The organism is Solibacillus sp. (assembly GCF_040273735.1).
Taxonomy (GTDB): Bacteria; Bacillota; Bacilli; order Bacillales_A; family Planococcaceae; genus Solibacillus.
This window is the reverse complement of the sequence record NZ_JBELZM010000018.1, coordinates 1-17,683: the sequence shown is the minus strand read 5'-3', so window position 1 is coordinate 17,683 and position 17,683 is coordinate 1. Positions and strand designations below refer to the sequence as shown.

Genomic DNA, 17,683 nt, shown 5'->3' with positions numbered 1-17,683 from the left:
CCTTTCTTTGCAACAACATTATTGAGTGCCACAGGTTTACTGTTATCTTTGTATTTGAGAAAAGAAAACAAGGATGATTAACCCTGCTCTTGTTACATTCAAATATACTACACATAAAAAAAGCCTATTTAGAGAAACTAAAGCTAGAAGGTTTTCGCAGTTATATAAAAGAGAGGTATGGTTTTTGTGAATCCAATAAATTGTAATTTTTCACCAATGAAAGAAACTTTAAAGGATGAGCTTCTCCAAGTAATTAGATCTTTGCAACAAAGCGTAGAAGAAATGGATACAGACACGAATTGTCTTCTCAGCAACTTTGAAAAAATTAAAGAAAGATTTATTACGATTGAAATGAAGGCTGCTACGTTTTATTTAAATTGTTATCTTTCTCCTTTTACAGAAAAGTATCCGGAATTGTCACATAGTGCGCAAAATATGTCGTTGAAAAGACATGGTGGATTAATTGTTATTCAGCGACAAGATGCATTAAAGGATTTTATTCAGCCTGGTATTCATATTGGTGCAGACTTAACTCATTCATTATTAGAATCTATTTTCTTCCCTGGCAGTCCGTTACATGATGGAGCAGTGTTAGTAAATCATAATAAAATTGAGTCCGCTGCAAACGTTTTACCATTATCAGAGCGTAATATAGGTGAAAAAAAGTTAGGCACAAGACATCGTGCAGCGTTGGGGTTGAGTGAGTTAAGCGATGCCCTTGTGATGGTTGTTTCTGAAGAAACAGGCAGAATCTCTTTCGCCTTTCAAGGCAATTTATATCCTATTACAACCCACGGCATTATATAGGGACATCCCTATGTCGGGCAAAAGATACAGAATATGATTTTAAAAGACTAAAAAACGCTGTATAAGTAGCATTACACAGCGTTTTTTTGCTATAAAATTTTTTTAATCTTTATTAGTAATACATACATGCTGCTCAAATGATTAAACTCTTTCGAGCCGCGCCTTTTGTGGCTTTGAAATAAAGTTTGATAATTTATAGTCTGACCATTGATAAAAAAATCGATCGAATTCCTGTGTAGAAGTTATTCTCTTATTCCACATTCGGGCCAGATTGTTGAGTAATATTTACTTGTATAGCATTAGGTGGGGTGAGCCGTATTATAAGTAAGTGCGGTTTTTTCTACGTTTAAATATATGACAAGTGTCATCTGTACCTATTGACGCCTGTCGATATTTTCATGGATGCCCTGTAATGTACGATAAAAGTACAAAAATGGAGGGGCATTTATATGAAACGTATAGCATTGATCGATATATTAAGAGGAATCGCTATTTTGGGGACACTTGGAACGAATATTTGGATTTTTGCCCATTTAGGGGATCTAAAGTATATAACGACTACGGATTTTACCAATTGGTCGAGTATGGATGATATTTTACGCCTCCTTGTGCTGTTCGTATTTAACGGCAAGCTGCTTGGCATGTTAACAATAATGTTTGGAGTAGGAATGGAGATTAAATATCAGCAGTCCATTAGACACAATGAGCCTTGGATTGGTATGTATAAATGGGTAATCGTATTTTTAATGGTGGAAGGTCTTCTTCACTACGTACTTGTAATGGAGTATGATGTGCTCATGAGCTATGCAGTAACAGCAGGAATTATTGCTGTCATATTAAAACGTGGGGAACGGGCAATGACGGGGGCATTATGGGTTGCTGGAGCTTTACATTTAGGAATGCTTGCCCTAATTTTTACTTCAATGCTGTTGGGACCGACGTTTTCAATGGCAAGCTCTCCACAGCTGATTGCAATTTATGCAGAGGGAACATGGCTGGATCAGGTCCAGAATCGTCTCCTAAATTTTATGTTCTTTAGAGCAGAGGTAATCTTTATTATTCCTTTAAATGTAATTTTATTTATTGTTGGTATAAAGCTGATGCGCAGGGGTGCGTTCTCCTTTACTGATTTCGGTATTGCCATTCAACGAAAACTGCTCATTTGGGGGTTAGGTCTAGGTCTGCCTTTGAATGTGTTGATTTTTGTACCAGGCGGTCTATTTGATTTACCTGTCCGATATCTGTTTGCTCCTATCCTGGCATTAGGCTATATAGGACTGATTGCTTTTATTGTTCGGAAGTGCAGTACGTGGGGAATATGGAAGTGGCTTGAGAAAACGGGGCGTATGTCTCTAAGCTGTTACATTCTGCAAAACATTACTGCTACAGCTATTTTCTATGGATGGGGTTTAGGCCTTGGAGGTACTCTAAATAGTGTGGAAATTATAGTGGTTTTTTGTATGATAGTAGTAGGGCAAATTATCCTGGCGAATATGTGGTTAACTAAATTCCCTTATGGACCGGTAGAATGGCTGCGGAAGGGAATGCTGCAGTGGCTGGAAAGATAGGGGTGTTAGAGGCTGGAATGGTATCCTAAAAGTCAGGCAAGATATTATTTAATTATTGATGTACTGACCGTCCTGCTATTTAGCTACGCGGTTGTCGTCTCGGAGCAGATTCCTTCACTTGTTTTTAAGGTTGTATTAATCATCATTTATATAGGTGCCTATTACACGGCACTATGGTATCAGGATGGTTTGTTGCTTCCTGCTGTTGTTCTTGGTTTTGTTATAACAGTATATTTGGCTTATTTAAGTGGTCCACAATGGATTTTCTTTCAGTTTGCCTTTGCAGATTTTGTTGGGCGCGCTGTCAACCGGCATATTTTATGGATTGCTACATGTGTAAATTTTCTCCTCCTATTCAGTCTCGTTTTGCGCTATCAGGAGGTACTGTTTTCAAATTCGCAGTCAATTGTACTGGCGGTTATGCTTTTTCTCCTGCTGTTGCCGTGGCTACGCTATTATATTGAAAAATCCAAGCTGCTTCAACGCGAGGTTGATGAAGCTTCGGTTCACATTGCGATGCAGCAGGAACGTCAGCGGATTGCCCGCGATCTGCATGATACTTTAGGGCATACGTTGACGGTTATAAAGGTAAAAACAGAGCTCGTTTCCAGGCTGGTGCCAAACGAAAATCAAAGGATTCATAAAGAACTTGATGATATGATTCTAACAGTCCGAACAGCACATAAGCAGGTACGTGAAATTATATCGGAAATAAATTTTTTATCCTTGCAGGAAGAGCTTAAGCATTGTGAGCAGTTGCTTAAGAATGCCGGTATCCATGTGCAGATTAATCATCAGCTTACCAATATTCTGCTTTCTAGTGTTCAGGAAACGATGCTTGCCTACAGTATCCGAGAAGCGGTAACGAATGTTGTAAAGCACAGTCATGCTGATGATTGCAGAATGCATTTATACCAGAATGAAGACCGGGTAGAAGCAGTTATTATCGATAACGGAATCGGTTTATCCGAACAGCAGCATGGGAATGGACTGTTTACAATAAAGGAACGGATGAGATCATTAAAGGGAAAAGCCGAAGTGACGTATGATCAGGAAGGAACAAAGGTACTTCTGACTTTACCACTGGATCCGATTCGGGAGGGCGTGAAATGATTAGACTTAGTATCGCTGAGGATCAGCAACTGCTGAGAGGTGCCTTAATATCCATTATGGAGCTTGAGGATGATTTACATATTGTGGGCGAAGCAGCAGATGGAGCAGAAGCATGGGCTCTAATTGAAAAGGAAAAGCCAGATGTATGCATTTTGGATATTGAAATGCCGCATTTGTCCGGGTTGGAAGTAGCTGCTAGAATACGCCTTCACAATTATCCGTGCAAAATTATGATTATGACAACTTTTGCGAGAGCCGGTTATTTGCAGGAAGCAATGGATCTAAATATTGAAGCATATGTTCTGAAAGCTGAGCCTATCCAATATGTAATTGGTGCAATACGCAAAATTATGCAAGGTGAAAGGGTAATCAGTCAGGATCTTGCCGCTGCTTTATTTATGAATAAAAAAAATCCTCTGAATGACCGGGAAATCAATGTACTGAAGCTCGTGAAGGAAGGCTATACGACGAATGAAATTAGTAAAAAGTTATTCCTGACTAAAGGCACAATTCGCAACTATTTATCTTTATCCATTCAAAAGCTCGAAGTTGAAACAAGGCAGCAGGCTGTACAAAAAGCAACTGAAAAGGGCTGGATATAAATTTTAGTTCAAAAACCACCTTTATTTATAGCGAGGAGAATCGTATCGAAAAGAGCTTAAAGAACATGAAATTAATTATAGAAACCTGAACGAGATACACCCATTACCTTACATTAAATAGCTCACCATCCGCTATAGAGGCAAAGGATATGTCAGTGAAATGTTCCAATACCTTCTTACCCAAACAAAAGACAAACAAAAAACCGTGGTCTTACAAGCATCAGATGATGGAAAAAATATCTATAAGCGCTTTGGATTCATAGATGTCGTAGAAATGGTTGTATTTGAATAAGGATAAGGAGGTACCTCGTACTAAATTAGTAGCATTATTTAGAGGTAATTATTAAACAAGTATTTATAACATATAAAAATAAACTAATAACGTTCCCTAATGAAAATCTGGAGATAAACAAAAAGCCAGGAAATGCTGTAAAACAGTGTTTCCTGGCTTTCCTTGACTAAAGACTATTTCCTAGAGCTTAATTGATTAATGATGTTAAACAATCGGGGCGATTCTTCAATAAGAAAATCGCGTGTTTCCGTTATAGGGCCATTTAATTAACGACTTTAGGGAAATAGCGTTATTTAATAAATTTTTTCAAAATTAGGATATTCTGGAAATGTATACCTTCATGAAAAATTGTTCTAATTAATACTTGTTCTATCGTATTCATTCCCATTTCCGTAGGAGAATTCTCGATTTCCAATTTGCTGCTAAATTTCCTTTTGATATCTTCTATTTGATTTTCTAGTAGTATTTTTAATTCATCAAAAGACGGCGTTTCGGAGCTGAAATTTCTGGAGAAGTACCATATCCAAACCAACTATTATATTCAGATGGCACGTTTTTTATTTCTATGATTTGCGTTTCTATCCATAAATACTGGTCGACATAAATATGTCCCAAATTCCAACGAATATTGTTATTGAACCTATTTGGAATGATTTCTGCATCTTCTACACTTACGTCTTCCAATAAACTAAGAGTGGCATTTCTGTAGCTTCTCAACTGATTGAATAGTATTTCATGTCTTTCCTTCATTAGAATATTTCTCCTTTCTATGGTTGTTAAATAATTTCGTCAATTGTTAAGAGATATCCTTTTTAAATGGGGAAGTGATATGCATAGCGTAAAATCTTTTGGGGTATGGGCGGAGTCCCTATTATCTCAGCTATTATAGTAGAGTAAATCAGATAATCTATCACAATAGTCTTTTTTACAAGAATGGAATAAATAGATTTAAATTGCTTATAAAGTACAAAATGCAGTAACAACAAGGACTCAGTCCCTAATTGTTACTGCCTGTATTGTTTTTAAATAAAATCTCTTCTGTTATTCAATCGGGCGCGATTCTTCAATAAGAAAATCACATTTTTCGGATATAGGACAATGTTAATCCTTCATAGTTATAATTGTGGAAATCATAGTAGGGGGTAGTTGCTACGACTGCTATTGCAGGTGGGTCGAAGGCGAATAGATGATGCAAGTCTCCTCTCATCGGTCTTTTTTATCGAACCATGATTAAGGCACTACATGTTCACAGTTAAATAGATTATCCGAGAAGATGCTGATTAACCCTTTTGCCTGCATTTCATGGAGATGATATCCTCCTCTATAAGAGAAAGTGGATCCATCCTATTTCCAGAAGTTTTCCTGCAAATCAAACCAAGGGTACAAATAACGGTGGGGGCTGTAGTTTAACTGATTTGTATGTGTTTTTTTAGCAATGTGTGATGGCTATCTATAAGATTGGCATCTGTGAATGAAATGCTCTGATAGTATCGATTTCTGACTTCCTCATCTTTCTTTACGACATAATAAGGGTCGTTTTTCTTTATTAAAAAGTTTGTACTTGGCCGTTTCCCATTCACAGTATTGCAAATTTAGTTTTTCCATTATATTTTCAACGCCTTTGCAGATAATTCTTGGTTGAACACCTCCGATAAGTATTTCTCTGTTGTTAAGTACAGCAATCCGTTGCCTTCGAGTTTTGGCGAGTTTCCTAAAGGAATGGTTCTCTTTATTAATTGTGCATACAGCTCAGTCTCTGTCAGATTTCGTTCAAAGTTTCTGTTGGCACTCACTTTTATGAGTGCAAGTGCACCGGATACATGCGGTGTTGCCATCGAAGTTCCGCTTAGTTTTGCATAAGTTCCGTTTAAATACGTTGAAAGGATTCCTTCACCAGGGGCTACTAAGTCGACTTCATTATTCGAATTTGAAAATTCAGAAGAACTGCGTTGCAGGTTAATGGATCCGACGCTGATGACTTCATTGTAGCAGGCGGGAAAGGCAAATTCATTTGAAGAACTCTGTCCATCTCCCTCATTACCAGCGGCACACACTACTAGAATTTGATTAGTGATTGCATTTTGAATAGCCTGGTGTAACTCAGGTACATCGACAGAACCTCCGAGGCTCATGGAGATGATATCCACCTTTTGTTCAACTGCATAGTTAATACCATTTATGATCCAGTCGTATTGTCCTGATCCACTTTTATCAAGCACTTTTAAAATCAATAAACTTGCTTCAGGTGCAACACCAACTACTCCCGTGCCGTTATGAATTGCAGCAATTGTGCCAGCCACATGGGTTCCATGGCCATTATAATCGATGTATACATCAGGTTGTCCATCATCATCACGAGTGAAATTCCGTCCGCCGATAATACGCTCACTCAAATCAGGGTGGGTGACGTCGCAGCCTGTGTCCAATATCGCAACAGTGATTCCCTTCCCTTTAGAATTCTCCCAAATTTCTGGTGCTGCAATAAGTTCAATACCTTTTGGCACCACTTCGACCATTTCGACCACTTCATCCACTTGATATGGTAATAAGTGTAACTTTTTCTCCATTTGTATCCCTCCTGAAAGAATTAAGTTTTAAGTGTATTCATGGTAGTTGATAATAGTCTAACAATTCTGAATAATTATTAAAAGTTACAATAGATGTGTTTTTATCTAACTATCTGAATTTTAAAAGTGAAAATAGTATTGGGATCTATTAGTTAATTACGCATGATAACAATCTCAAAGATTGTGAATGTTTGTTCTTGAACCAAAATATATTAGTATTAAAAAACAGGTATTTATGATTTCCTATAATCTGGGGTGTGAGTGGAATAGGCAACATCAAAACGCATAAGAAACCAGGCTAGACTTCAATTAAATAAGATTTGAGCCTGGCCTATATTATAAAACCCACCAGCACACAGTCGACGCATGTGGAGTCAGGGGCTGCGTTTAACGAGAAACACGTCTTTTTGTATATTACATTAATCGAAAAAGAAGAATGATAATATTATCAAAAAGAACGACAAAAGAAGAATGTAAGTTTTATAATAGTACTAACCACTACTGGAGGTGTAATATTTGAGGCCTGATCTAAAAAGGGAATTGGATGTACAAAAATTTCAAAGTTTTTATTGGTTAAAAGAGGAATTACAAAATTTTTGTAGACAGAACGGGATGAGTGCCTCTGGTTCTAAAATTGAAATCACGGATAGAATAACTGCATTTCTTCAAACAGGAGAAATACAAAAACCACTGAAAAAAAGAAAGTCGCCTACAAATGAAGCAATATTAACAGATTTAAATTTAGATACAGTAATAACGGAAAATCACCGTTGTAGTCAAACTGTAAGGGCCTTCTTCAAGTCAGAAATTCCTAAATTTCATTTTTCTACTTATATTCAAAATTATTTTAGAGAAAATGTAGGAAAAACATATCGTGATGTTGTAAATGCATGGTATGAAGAGCAGGAAAGAAAAAAAGACCCGTTGTATAAGAAACAAATAGGCTTAGAATTTGAATACAATCAGTTTATCCGAGACTATTTCGCAGATCCCAAAAATAAAGGGAATCATCGAGAAGAAGCAATTAGAGCTTGGTATGAAATAAAAAAACTACCGGGTAGTAACAAATACAAAGGCTAAATTACATATGTTGTTATGATATAGCTATACAACAATCAGGCGCGATTCTTCAATAAGAAGATCGCGTTTTTCTGTTATAGGGCCATTTAACGGAATATCACTCAATAAAAAATCTGGATATTTATTATAGATGTAGGTGATCTTATCGAATAGGTTAGTGTAAAAAAGAAGCTACTGGATTATTTTTGAAACGAAAGCTATGAAACCCCCGTCTAATTATAAAAGGAGGTGTGACTCAATGAAAAAAATAACAACGATTTTATCTTTTGTATTTATATCAATTATTTTATTTGGTTGCCAACAAAGTAATGACAAGGAGCTTGATAATGAGGTGTACAACACAGATAAGCTGGAAACACAGGCCGAAGTTACTGAGGGGGATTTTACCTATCGACTTGTAACCGAAAAAGCAGAGTATATTGAAAATGAGCCGGTAAAAATATATGCAGAACTGGAATATACAGGTGATAAAGGAGGAATTGAAATTTTCCATTCTGCTTCGCCATTTTCGTTTCCAATGGTTGAGACTATGAGAAATTATGAAATTGAATATGGAATGAATGAGCCGTTAATAAGTACGATATTAGTTAAGGGGGAACCACTTCGAGAAGGATATGTTGGAAGTGGAGGATATAGTTCCGAAGACAAAAATGAATATAAAGCTTTCATGAAACGAGTTATGGATAAAGAATTTCCTGCTGGACATTATGTCGTAAACGGTATTGCAGATTTTTATATTAGAGTTTCAGAGGAGACGGAACCAGAGGAAAAGTATGAAATAGAAGCACAGGTAGGATTTAGTGTTATCAATTGAAATGTTATTCAATTAAATAGTAATGTAAAGATAAAAAATAACGCAATAAAAAAGAAGCGCATAGTCACAACAATGTCTATTATAAATGTTTTGTATGGGTGTCAGTAATGAAGTGATTTATGATAATTTTCGAGCTCTTCCGAAAAGAAAAGTACTTTTGCAATAAAACAGAGACAAAAGTACCTTCCCACTAATTTTAAGGTTTTAAAACTACTTTAATGCAATCTTCTTGTTTTGTATCGAATATTTCATAGGCGTGTTTTGCTTTTTCAAGGGGCAGGACATGTGTGATGATATCACCTGCATTCACTTTACCATCAGCAATTAAGTTATAGACATGCGGCATGAGATGAACAACTGGTGCTTGTCCAGTACGTATGGCTACATTGCGCTGGAATATATCGCCGAGTGGGAAGGCATTATATCTCCCACCATAAACACCAGTAATTTGGATTGTTCCACCTTTACGTACAGCTTGACTGGCTGTGACTATCGCTCCCATAGCGCCACTTTGCAGTTTTACTCCACTAGCAAGGAATTCTAGAGGCGTCATTTTTCCGCTCATCCCGACACAATCAATCACAACATCGGCACCGCCCTTTGTAATTTCCTTCAAATATTCACCACAATTTTGATGATCTTCAAAATTAACGATTTCGACGTTATTTGTCTTTTTTGCATGTTTAAGACGATACGCGATGTAGTCAACTGCGATTACTCTTTCTGCACCTTTCAACCAAGCAAATTTTTGTGCCAATAGCCCAACAGGTCCGCAGCCAAGAATTACAACCGTATCTCCTTTTTTCACACCGGCATTCTCTACACTCCAAAAAGCAGTAGAGGCAGCATCGGCTAGGAGAACAAGACTTTCATCAGGAACTTCAGATTGTTCCGGAATTTTAAAAGGGAGAAAATTGCCATAGGGAACGCGCATATACTCTGCCTGTCCTCCCGGAAAACCGCCTGTAGTGTCTGAATAGCCAAAGTAGGCGCCCATTTCACCATTGTCATTGGAATTATCACATTGACTTTCCAGCTCATGATTGCAGTACCAGCATTGACCACAGGCGATATTAAAAGGAATGATAACCCGGTCACCCTTTTTTACCTTCGTCACATCCTTGCCGACTTCTTCTACAATTCCCATCGGTTCATGGCCAATGACATAATCTTGTCCAAGATTTGGAATCATTCCATGAATCAAATGCAAGTCTGACCCGCAAATGGCCGTTGTTGTTAGGCGGACAATTATATCATCGGCTTTTTTTATTTTAGGGTCTTTTACTTCTTTAACCTCAACATTTTTAACACCTTGATAAGTAACAGCTTTCATTTAAAAAATCCCTCTTTTTTAGTTAATTTTTTGGTGGGGTAGGGAACATTCCTTTGCGGTTCATGCTCTTAGGGAATAATTCCAACTGTGCAATATTAATCGCATTTTCTGCAGATTTAATATCCAGTTCTTTTTGATCTTCAAGATTAAAAGGCTTCAGCCATTCTTTTTCCATCATGAGTTCAGAAATTTCAAAATATAAATCAATCATGACATCTAGCTGTGTTCTCATGATTTTTTGGAGTGCAGGGGAAGCTGTTTCGGTTAAGGCGATTGAAAGGTTTCGAATACCCGTTTTGGTAGTAAGTAAAAACTCAAGCGCAACTCCTGAATCCGTTAGTTCAGGCATTCCAACTGAATTTATAGGATCTAAATAGTCTTGCATAAAATTGTCCTCCTAATATTCTAATTCTGATTTAGAGTAAAGCTTAACCATGGCAGTGAGTGCTGGAGTAGATAGCTTAACATTTTTGTCTAATAAGGCTCTTAAATCATCATCAAAGACGACACCTTGGCTTAACTTTGATTTAAGTAAACTAGTTGTCATAAAGTTTATGACTTCATGAAATTCCATTGTTTCATGAAGTGCTAATTTTTTCTCTAACACGTTTTGTCGCACCTCCAGATTTTTTTTAAAAAAAGTTACAACGATTAAAGTCTACCCTGCAGAAATCTATATATACATTTAGGTTTTGGATTAGAAATGAAAATACTAAAGAAAAACTATATCTGCTTTAAAAGCTATTAACGTACATAACCCTTGGTTAGAGAAGGAACTAATTATGAATGGATTGCGCCTTAGTTATTGAAATATAGGATTAGCAGATAATTAGTCTTCACCATCCATTAATGCATTAATGTGATATTTTGAAATACTTAACCTCAAATCCTACATAAAATGCACCACGTACTCCTAAATCTATATGGAATGATAGAAAATTTTGTATAAAAGGGCCCTATGATTGAAATAACTGTAGAAAAGCAAAGAAAGGTATCGGTGCCATGTTTTCATTTTTTAAAGGGAAAAAGGAAATGAAGAATAGTAAAAATCAGCAAGGAAATAGCCCTACTGAATCTACAGATAAATCGTCGAATAACATCGATACCTCATTGTTCGTGAATGTAGAAATCGTTAAAAAAAGAACAGGAAATAGTTCAGATATTGTAATCAGACCGGTTAAACTGGGGAAGTTTCCTAAGGTTAAAACGAAAATTGTATATGTTAAAGGGCTGGTAGATAATCAAACTGTTAACGACTTTTTAATAGAAGCGATGATTGATAATCCTGCTTCCCAAGAACAGAATCCTCAACAGGAGGTAATCGATATGATTGCCGAAGATGTTGTAGCTGTCGGTGGAATAAAAAAATCAAGGGACTGGGAGGAACTATTCACAGAATTGATGTCAGGAAATACGATTATATTTATGGAGGGCAGTAACGCAGCGCTAAGTGTCAGCACTCAAGGTGGGGAAAGACGTTCCATTCAAGAGTCGACTACCAATGTCTCGATTCGTGGTTCGAAAGAAGCGTTTAACGAATCTATTGAGACTAATATTGCGCTGGTGCGTCGGATTATCAATTCGCCAGATTTGTGGATCGAATCCATGAAGATTGGCAAAATGACGAAAACAGATGTTTCCATCATGTATATAAATGGAATAGCAAAGAATGAAATCATTGAAGAAGTACGTAAACGTTTAAAAAGAATTGAAATCGATGGCGTCTTAGAATCCGGTTTTATTGAACAGCTTATTGAAGATCAGACAAATACGACTTTCCCCACTATACATCATACAGAGAGGCCCGATGGAGTGGCAGGTAATCTTCTTGAAGGAAGGATTGCCATATTCGTAAATGGGACTCCTTTTGTACTGATGGTTCCAGCCTTATTTATTGACTTCTTTCAATCGGTTGAGGATTACTATGAACGTTTTGACATTTCATCAGCCATTCGTTTATTACGTACGATCATTTTCTTTATATCCCTTGTTGGGCCTGCAGTCTATATCGCTGCGACAACCTTTCACCAGGAGATGATTCCAACAAAATTGGCCGTCATTATTGCTGCACAGCGGGAATCTGTTCCTTTTCCTGCATTTATCGAAGCACTCATCATGGAAATTACGTTTGAAATTTTAAGAGAAGCAGGCATCCGAATGCCTAAAGCGATTGGTTCAACAATTTCCATCGTAGGGGCGCTTGTCATTGGACAAGCAGCAATTCAGGCAGGCATTGTCTCACCAGTCATGGTCATTGTTGTCTCCATGACTGCGATTGCCAGTTTCGCGACCCCTTCCTATGCGGTTGCTATATCTGCACGTTTGGTTAGATTTATGTTTATGCTCAGCGCAGCAACATTTGGTTTTTACGGAATGATTCTGGCGTTTATCATTCTTGTTGTTCACTTATCCAGCTTACGTTCATTCGGTGTTCCATATATGACACCTCTTGCTCCGTTCATTAAGGAAGAAGCTGGGGATACCATTGTCCGACGACAACTTTGGGATTACAAGAAAAGACCAAAGTTGATTAGTGGCAGAAATAAGGACGGACAAGGAGAAAATCAGAAACCACACCCTCCAGGACCTCGTACTATGAAGAATTCTGACTATGATAAAGGAGATTGAAATGAGTCGTAAATTGATTTCTCTATACTTAATAATGGTAACTACCCTATTCCTAACGGGATGTTGGAGTCAGAACGAGTTAAATGAACTGGCAATCATTTCTGCCACATCTATTGATAAAAATGAAGAGGGGCAATATACCAAGACGATTCAATTGATCAATCCAATGAATGTGGCGGGGGGACTACAAGGGGGAGGAGCTGGGCAAAGTCCTGCAGTTACAGTTTACTCTGCAACAGGAGAAAGTGTACTTGAAGCCCATTTCAAAGCATCAGCCAAAATTTCCCGAAAGCTGTATCATGCTCATGCAAATTTAATTGTATTGAGTGAAGAGGTGGTACGAGAAGATGGACTGGAAAATGTTTTAGATGCCTTTGAACGCGAGCCGGAAATCCGTTCTACAGCAAGGATTGTGATTGCTCATAATACAAAAGCGGGAGATTTGCTTAAATCTTTGACAGCGGTCGATAAGATTCCAGCTGAAAAAGTGAACGGAACTTTGGAAGTAACTGAAAAACTTAGGGGTACAAATGTGGAAATGACTCTTCAAGATGTTATTAAGACACTTACCTCCGAAGGAAAAGAACCGGTGATCAGTGGTTTTAGTATGAATGGAGATATTGAACAGGGGAAAAAAATGGAGAATGTCCAACAATCTGAACTCGATACCACTTTGGAAGCAGATGGGTTGGCCATTTTCAAAGAAGGGAAGTTGATTGACTGGTACCAAGAGGATATGGCCAAAGGGGTAATCTGGATACTGGATAAAATTAAAGGAACTGATGTCGAACTGGACAGGGACGAAAAGAAAAATGCTATTGTTTACAATGTTTTTCGGCAAAAGACGAAGGTTTCTGCTGATACAAAAAACGACATCCCAAGCATTAGGATTAATGTACGTGCTGAAGGTGATATTCGTGAAGTAAGGACATCTATTGACCTGAAGGATCCGAAAGTTATATTGGAGTTAGAAAAAGAACTGGAGAAAAAAATAAAGACACAGTTAGAAGATACGGTTAAGCGTACACAACAAAATAAGACAGATATATTTGGATTTGGCGAAGTAGTTCATCGTTCTGACCCTGAAAAGTGGAAAACACTGAAAAATGATTGGAATAATAATTACTTTCCAGACTTAAACGTACAGGTCAAAGTTGAAGCTTTTATACGACGGACCGGTCTAAGATCTAATTCTTTTTTTTCGGATTTGAAGGATTAAGCACTGAAATAGGGGTGATTTATTGGAAAAGGCAAAAATTAGTGCATACCAACTTTTAGTACTCATATTCTTATTTGAAATTGGCACAGCCATCTTAGTTCCTCTTGCTATTGAAGCGAAACAGGATGCATGGCTGGCTGTTTTGATTGGGTTGGCAGGCGGCTGTTGTTTATTTTGGATTTATCATAGCCTTTATTCATTTTATCCCGAAATTCCGCTTACAGAATATATACAGAAAATATTAGGCAGCTTTTTAGGGAAGGTTCTGGCCTTCTTTTATGTTCTTTACTTTATGTATATTGCGGCAAGAGTTCTTAGGGATTTTGGAGAAATGCTAATCATTGTCTTCTATCCACAAACTCCATTATTTGTCATGAATGTATTGATGGTATTAGTGGTTGTGTATACAATTCGTAAAGGAATAGAGGTTATTGCAAGAACAGGAGAACTACTAATTATAATCATGTTGTTGATTGGCATTAGTGGCGCAATTTTAATTACTATTTCAGGTATTATTGAAGTATCAAACCTAGAACCATTGCTCGAAGATGGATTAAAGCCGGTCTTAAAAACGGCATTTACTCAAACGCTTTTTTTTCCTTTTGGAGAAGTCATTGTATTTGCTATGATTTTGCCTTACTTGAAGCAAAAATCAAAGACGATGAAGACCGGTTTACTCGGAATTGGGCTGAGTGGACTGATCATAGCGCTAATCATGGCTATGAATATCAGTGTACTCGGTGTAAACCTCATTTCTCGTTCACATTTCCCCCTTCTTTCAACTATACAAACCATTGAAGTTGCAGGTTTTTTACAACGGCTGGATATTGCTTTTATGCTTTCTACGGTAATCGGAGGCTTCTTCAAAATCAGTCTGTATTTCTATGCTACCTTGGCAGGCACTGCAAATCTATTCAATATCAAAGATTCTGCTAAATTGGCGTATCCGTTGGGGTTGCTCCTTTTAGTTTTGTCTATTACCATTGCCAGCAATTTTTCAGAACATGTTTATGAAGGACTGCAGATTGTCCCATTGTATGTGCATCTCCCTTTTCAAGTAATTATTCCTGGTCTCCTACTTATTATTGCTTTTTTTAAGAATAGGAAAAAGCAACGCAAACGTATTGTTAATTGAATTAATGAGAATTTCGCTTATGGAGCGTGATAAAAATTGAAAATCCTCGGTATTTCTATTTTGATGTTGGTATTATTATCATGCTTTTCTATAGGTATGGACAGACTTTTAGGATTTGACTTAAAAACTTCAATTAAGAATGCCGTAAATCCTTTTTTGGTAATGGAGGTAACTGAAATTATTATTTTTTATCTTCTTATAATTATCTGGGCATTCTATTCAATTCGTTTATTTCTTATAAAAAGAAGTAAGAAAGGATAGTAAATTTTTCAGTCAAATTGTTACAGAAGAAACTCGCTTAGCCTTAAATATTTTTATACTAGGGTTATTTGACCAACATTTTTAATAAAGAGGGGTTAAAAGCTGTAGCATCCATTAGGGTATAAAAATGTATAAAGAACTTGCACAATAAATATTTTTTTATCATATATATTCATATCCGATAGAATTTGATAAGGAGGATATCGTGCAACCTATGTTACCTATGGAAAAATATTTTGGGCAATTTGAACTGGTGCATGCTTTTTATGGGGCTATGCCTACAGGTGTCAGCGTTTCCGAAACCGGTCGTATTTTTGTTTGCTTTCCGAAATGGGGAGATGAAGTTCAATTTACTGTGGCGGAAATTGTGGACGGTCAATTGAAGCCTTATCCCAATTTAGAAACTAATTTGAATAATACGGGTAATATTGCATTGTCTTTCGTAAGTGTCCAAAGCATAGTTGCTGATGGAAGAGGAACACTTTGGGTACTGGATACAGGGGCTCCATATTTTTCTGAACCTATTCAAGGGGGAGCAAAATTAGTAGCTGTTGATTTAAGTACGAATACAATAAAGAGAATATATACTTTTACAGAGGATGTTGTCTTACCAACAACTTATCTGAATGATGTTCGTTTGGATTTTCGAGTTGGAAGAGCAGGGTATGCATATATAACGGATTCGTCTTCAAGAGGACCAGGGGCTATTATCGTTCTGGATTTAGATAATGGTATTGCGTTTAGAAGATTAAATGGAGCAGTATCAACTTCACCTGATCCCTATTTTTTACCGAAAGTAGAAGGGGAAATTTTAATGAATCGAAATCCAGATGGAACGACTTTCCCATTTAGAATGGCTTCGGATAGTTTAGCGATTTCTCCTAATGGAAAGGTTTTATTTTATGCTCCACTAACAAGCCGTCAACTGTTCTCAATTTCAACAGAAACATTAAGAGACAGAAGCATATTGGACATGAATTTATCCCAATATGTGCAGTATTGGGGGGAAAAAGGTGCGTCTGATGGAATGATTACCGGTGAAAAAGGAACGGTTTATGCGGGAGATTATGAAAACAACAGTATTAGAAAGATATTACCGAATGGTGAAATGGAAACCATTGCTCATGATCCGAGAATTTTATGGCCGGATACTTTTTCGATTGGCCCCGATCAATTTTTATATGTCATCGTAAATCAATTACACAGGCAGCCAAGATTTCATTATGGAAGAGACCTGCGCATAAAACCCTATAGTTTACTTCGTTTGAGAATTGATGAACTCCCAGCCTCAACTTTTTCATTATAAATTAAAGAATGTGGGCTATCGCTTATCAGTGTGTTGCCTCAAAAATAAAGAATTATAAGAAATTGAAAAAAGGTTAAAAGTAGATAATAAACCCCCAAAGAAAGAATGGGGGAGTAAGGTACTTTTATTTGTGAGTTTTGAATTGCGAAACTAAAGTGTTTAACACTTCGGCTAAGTTTGTCAACGCTTGTAATGTTACAATTGTTTGTTCACTTGTACCTGCTGCAATACTTAAATTGCTCTCAGTACTTAAGATAACAAATTACCCACTACCTTCTCTATTATAATTATTTCTTAATTATATTTTAGCTATATTCGATGAGGTTTGGAAATATAATAACCCTGTAAATAAGGTACTCCAATTTCTTTTGCAGTTTGAAAATCTTTCTTTGTCTCAATTCCCTCAAGAACAACGTATATATTTCTCTTCATCTTAGAAATAAAATGCATTATAGTAATTTGTTTTTCTATTAATGCTGATAAATTTTCAGAACATGAACGGTCTAACTTTAAAAAATCAGGTTTATAATTCTCTATAAAGTCTAAAGAAAAATGAGTAAACGTAACGTCATCAAAAGCAATTTTAAAACCCATATATTTCAACCACTGTAAACCTTCTGAAAAAAATTCCTCTTTCCAGAAATGCTTTTCACAACTATCTTCATTTAGTTCAAAAACTATCCTATTTTTTATCTTTGGATAGTTATGTAATAAGTTTTCAATGAAATCTTTAAAATTTGGGTGAACTATAGAAGAAGGGTACACATTTAAAAAGAGGATATACTTCTCAAAGTAGGAATAAGGAAATTCTTTTATTGCATTTGAGATAGCTGCAGAATCATACTTAAATAAATTTCCTTCATCCCTACCGTAATTAAAAATAATTTTTTGATTTATAATGGGGGTAGTACGTAGCAAAGCCTCATAAGCAAATATTTCCCCACTTTCTGAACCAATT

17 protein-coding genes and 1 pseudogene are annotated in these 17,683 nt (G+C 36.7%); 12 read left to right on the top strand and 6 right to left on the bottom strand.

The window, feature by feature from the left end; all coding sequences use genetic code 11:
* Positions 1 to 186 precede the first annotated feature (186 nt).
* From cdaS to ABS917_RS15735, 5 genes and pseudogenes are all read left to right on the top strand, one after another.
* A complete protein-coding gene (gene cdaS, locus ABS917_RS15755) occupies positions 187 to 807 on the top strand; it encodes a sporulation-specific diadenylate cyclase CdaS (RefSeq protein WP_350479892.1) in 621 nt (206 codons plus the stop codon).
* 449 nt (positions 808 to 1,256) lie between these two features.
* Positions 1,257 to 2,375, top strand: coding sequence for a DUF418 domain-containing protein (locus ABS917_RS15750; RefSeq protein WP_350479891.1), 1,119 nt, complete (start codon positions 1,257 to 1,259; stop codon positions 2,373 to 2,375).
* Between the two features lie 192 nt (positions 2,376 to 2,567).
* Positions 2,568 to 3,488: a sensor histidine kinase gene (locus ABS917_RS15745; protein ID WP_350479890.1), complete on the top strand. Its 921-nt coding sequence runs from the start codon at positions 2,568 to 2,570 to the stop codon at positions 3,486 to 3,488.
* Positions 3,485 to 4,090, top strand: a complete 606-nt coding sequence (locus ABS917_RS15740; protein WP_350479889.1) for a response regulator transcription factor — start codon at positions 3,485 to 3,487, stop codon at positions 4,088 to 4,090. The genes ABS917_RS15745 and ABS917_RS15740 overlap by 4 nt, the downstream gene beginning before the upstream one ends.
* A 133-nt stretch (positions 4,091 to 4,223) precedes the next feature.
* A pseudogene (locus ABS917_RS15735) lies at positions 4,224 to 4,382 on the top strand (GNAT family N-acetyltransferase); the annotation flags it as partial.
* Positions 4,383 to 4,850: 468 nt separating this feature from the next.
* Here the strand turns inward: ABS917_RS15735 and ABS917_RS15730 are convergent.
* The gene (locus ABS917_RS15730) at positions 4,851 to 5,132 is read right to left on the bottom strand and encodes a DinB family protein (protein ID WP_350479888.1); all 282 of its coding nucleotides are present in this window, start codon (positions 5,130 to 5,132) and stop codon (positions 4,851 to 4,853) included.
* Between the two features lie 854 nt (positions 5,133 to 5,986).
* On the bottom strand, positions 5,987 to 6,949 hold the full coding sequence (locus ABS917_RS15725) for a S8 family peptidase (RefSeq protein ID WP_350479887.1): 963 nt from the start codon (positions 6,947 to 6,949) through the stop codon (positions 5,987 to 5,989).
* Positions 6,950 to 7,465: 516 nt separating this feature from the next.
* Here ABS917_RS15725 and ABS917_RS15720 point away from each other — a divergent pair.
* Together ABS917_RS15720 and ABS917_RS15715 are read left to right on the top strand one after the other, a co-directional pair.
* Positions 7,466 to 8,029 carry a DUF6434 domain-containing protein gene (locus ABS917_RS15720; RefSeq protein WP_350479886.1) on the top strand — a complete coding sequence of 188 codons (564 nt, stop codon included), beginning with the start codon at positions 7,466 to 7,468 and terminating at the stop codon, positions 8,027 to 8,029.
* 238 nt (positions 8,030 to 8,267) lie between these two features.
* A complete protein-coding gene (locus ABS917_RS15715; protein ID WP_350479885.1) occupies positions 8,268 to 8,843 on the top strand; it encodes a hypothetical protein in 576 nt (191 codons plus the stop codon).
* A 196-nt stretch (positions 8,844 to 9,039) separates the two neighbouring features.
* Here the strand turns inward: ABS917_RS15715 and ABS917_RS15710 are convergent, their stop codons facing one another.
* Genes ABS917_RS15710 through ABS917_RS15700 form a run of 3 tightly spaced genes read right to left on the bottom strand, consistent with a single transcriptional unit; the run spans position 9,040 to position 10,783 of the window.
* Positions 9,040 to 10,176 carry a zinc-dependent alcohol dehydrogenase gene (locus ABS917_RS15710; protein ID WP_350479884.1) on the bottom strand — a complete coding sequence of 379 codons (1,137 nt, stop codon included), beginning with the start codon at positions 10,174 to 10,176 and terminating at the stop codon, positions 9,040 to 9,042.
* 22 nt (positions 10,177 to 10,198) lie between these two features.
* Positions 10,199 to 10,561 carry a spore coat protein gene (locus ABS917_RS15705; protein WP_350479883.1) on the bottom strand — a complete coding sequence of 121 codons (363 nt, stop codon included), beginning with the start codon at positions 10,559 to 10,561 and terminating at the stop codon, positions 10,199 to 10,201.
* A 12-nt stretch (positions 10,562 to 10,573) separates the two neighbouring features.
* Entirely contained in the window at positions 10,574 to 10,783 is a 210-nt protein-coding gene (locus ABS917_RS15700; RefSeq protein ID WP_008407170.1) for a hypothetical protein, read from the bottom strand.
* Between the two features lie 395 nt (positions 10,784 to 11,178).
* Here ABS917_RS15700 and ABS917_RS15695 point away from each other — a divergent pair, with 395 nt between their 5' ends.
* The 5 genes from ABS917_RS15695 to ABS917_RS15680 all read left to right on the top strand — a co-directional run bounded on the left by ABS917_RS15695 (position 11,179) and on the right by ABS917_RS15680 (position 16,725).
* Complete coding sequence (locus ABS917_RS15695) at positions 11,179 to 12,804, top strand: spore germination protein (RefSeq protein ID WP_350479882.1); 1,626 nt, start codon at positions 11,179 to 11,181, stop codon at positions 12,802 to 12,804.
* 1 nt (position 12,805) lies between these two features.
* Complete coding sequence (locus tag ABS917_RS15690; protein WP_350479881.1) at positions 12,806 to 14,023, top strand: Ger(x)C family spore germination protein; 1,218 nt, start codon at positions 12,806 to 12,808, stop codon at positions 14,021 to 14,023.
* Between the two features lie 22 nt (positions 14,024 to 14,045).
* Complete coding sequence (locus tag ABS917_RS15685) at positions 14,046 to 15,158, top strand: GerAB/ArcD/ProY family transporter (protein WP_350479880.1); 1,113 nt, start codon at positions 14,046 to 14,048, stop codon at positions 15,156 to 15,158.
* Positions 15,159 to 15,194: 36 nt separating this feature from the next.
* A complete protein-coding gene (locus ABS917_RS18930) occupies positions 15,195 to 15,419 on the top strand; it encodes a YczF family membrane protein (protein WP_483316067.1) in 225 nt (74 codons plus the stop codon).
* 214 nt (positions 15,420 to 15,633) lie between these two features.
* Positions 15,634 to 16,725: an L-dopachrome tautomerase-related protein gene (locus ABS917_RS15680; RefSeq protein WP_350479932.1), complete on the top strand. Its 1,092-nt coding sequence runs from the start codon at positions 15,634 to 15,636 to the stop codon at positions 16,723 to 16,725.
* Positions 16,726 to 17,034: 309 nt separating this feature from the next.
* Here ABS917_RS15680 and ABS917_RS15675 read toward each other — a convergent pair.
* A partial coding sequence (locus tag ABS917_RS15675; RefSeq protein ID WP_350479879.1) for an EAL domain-containing protein occupies positions 17,035 to 17,683 on the bottom strand: 649 nt, incomplete at its 5' end.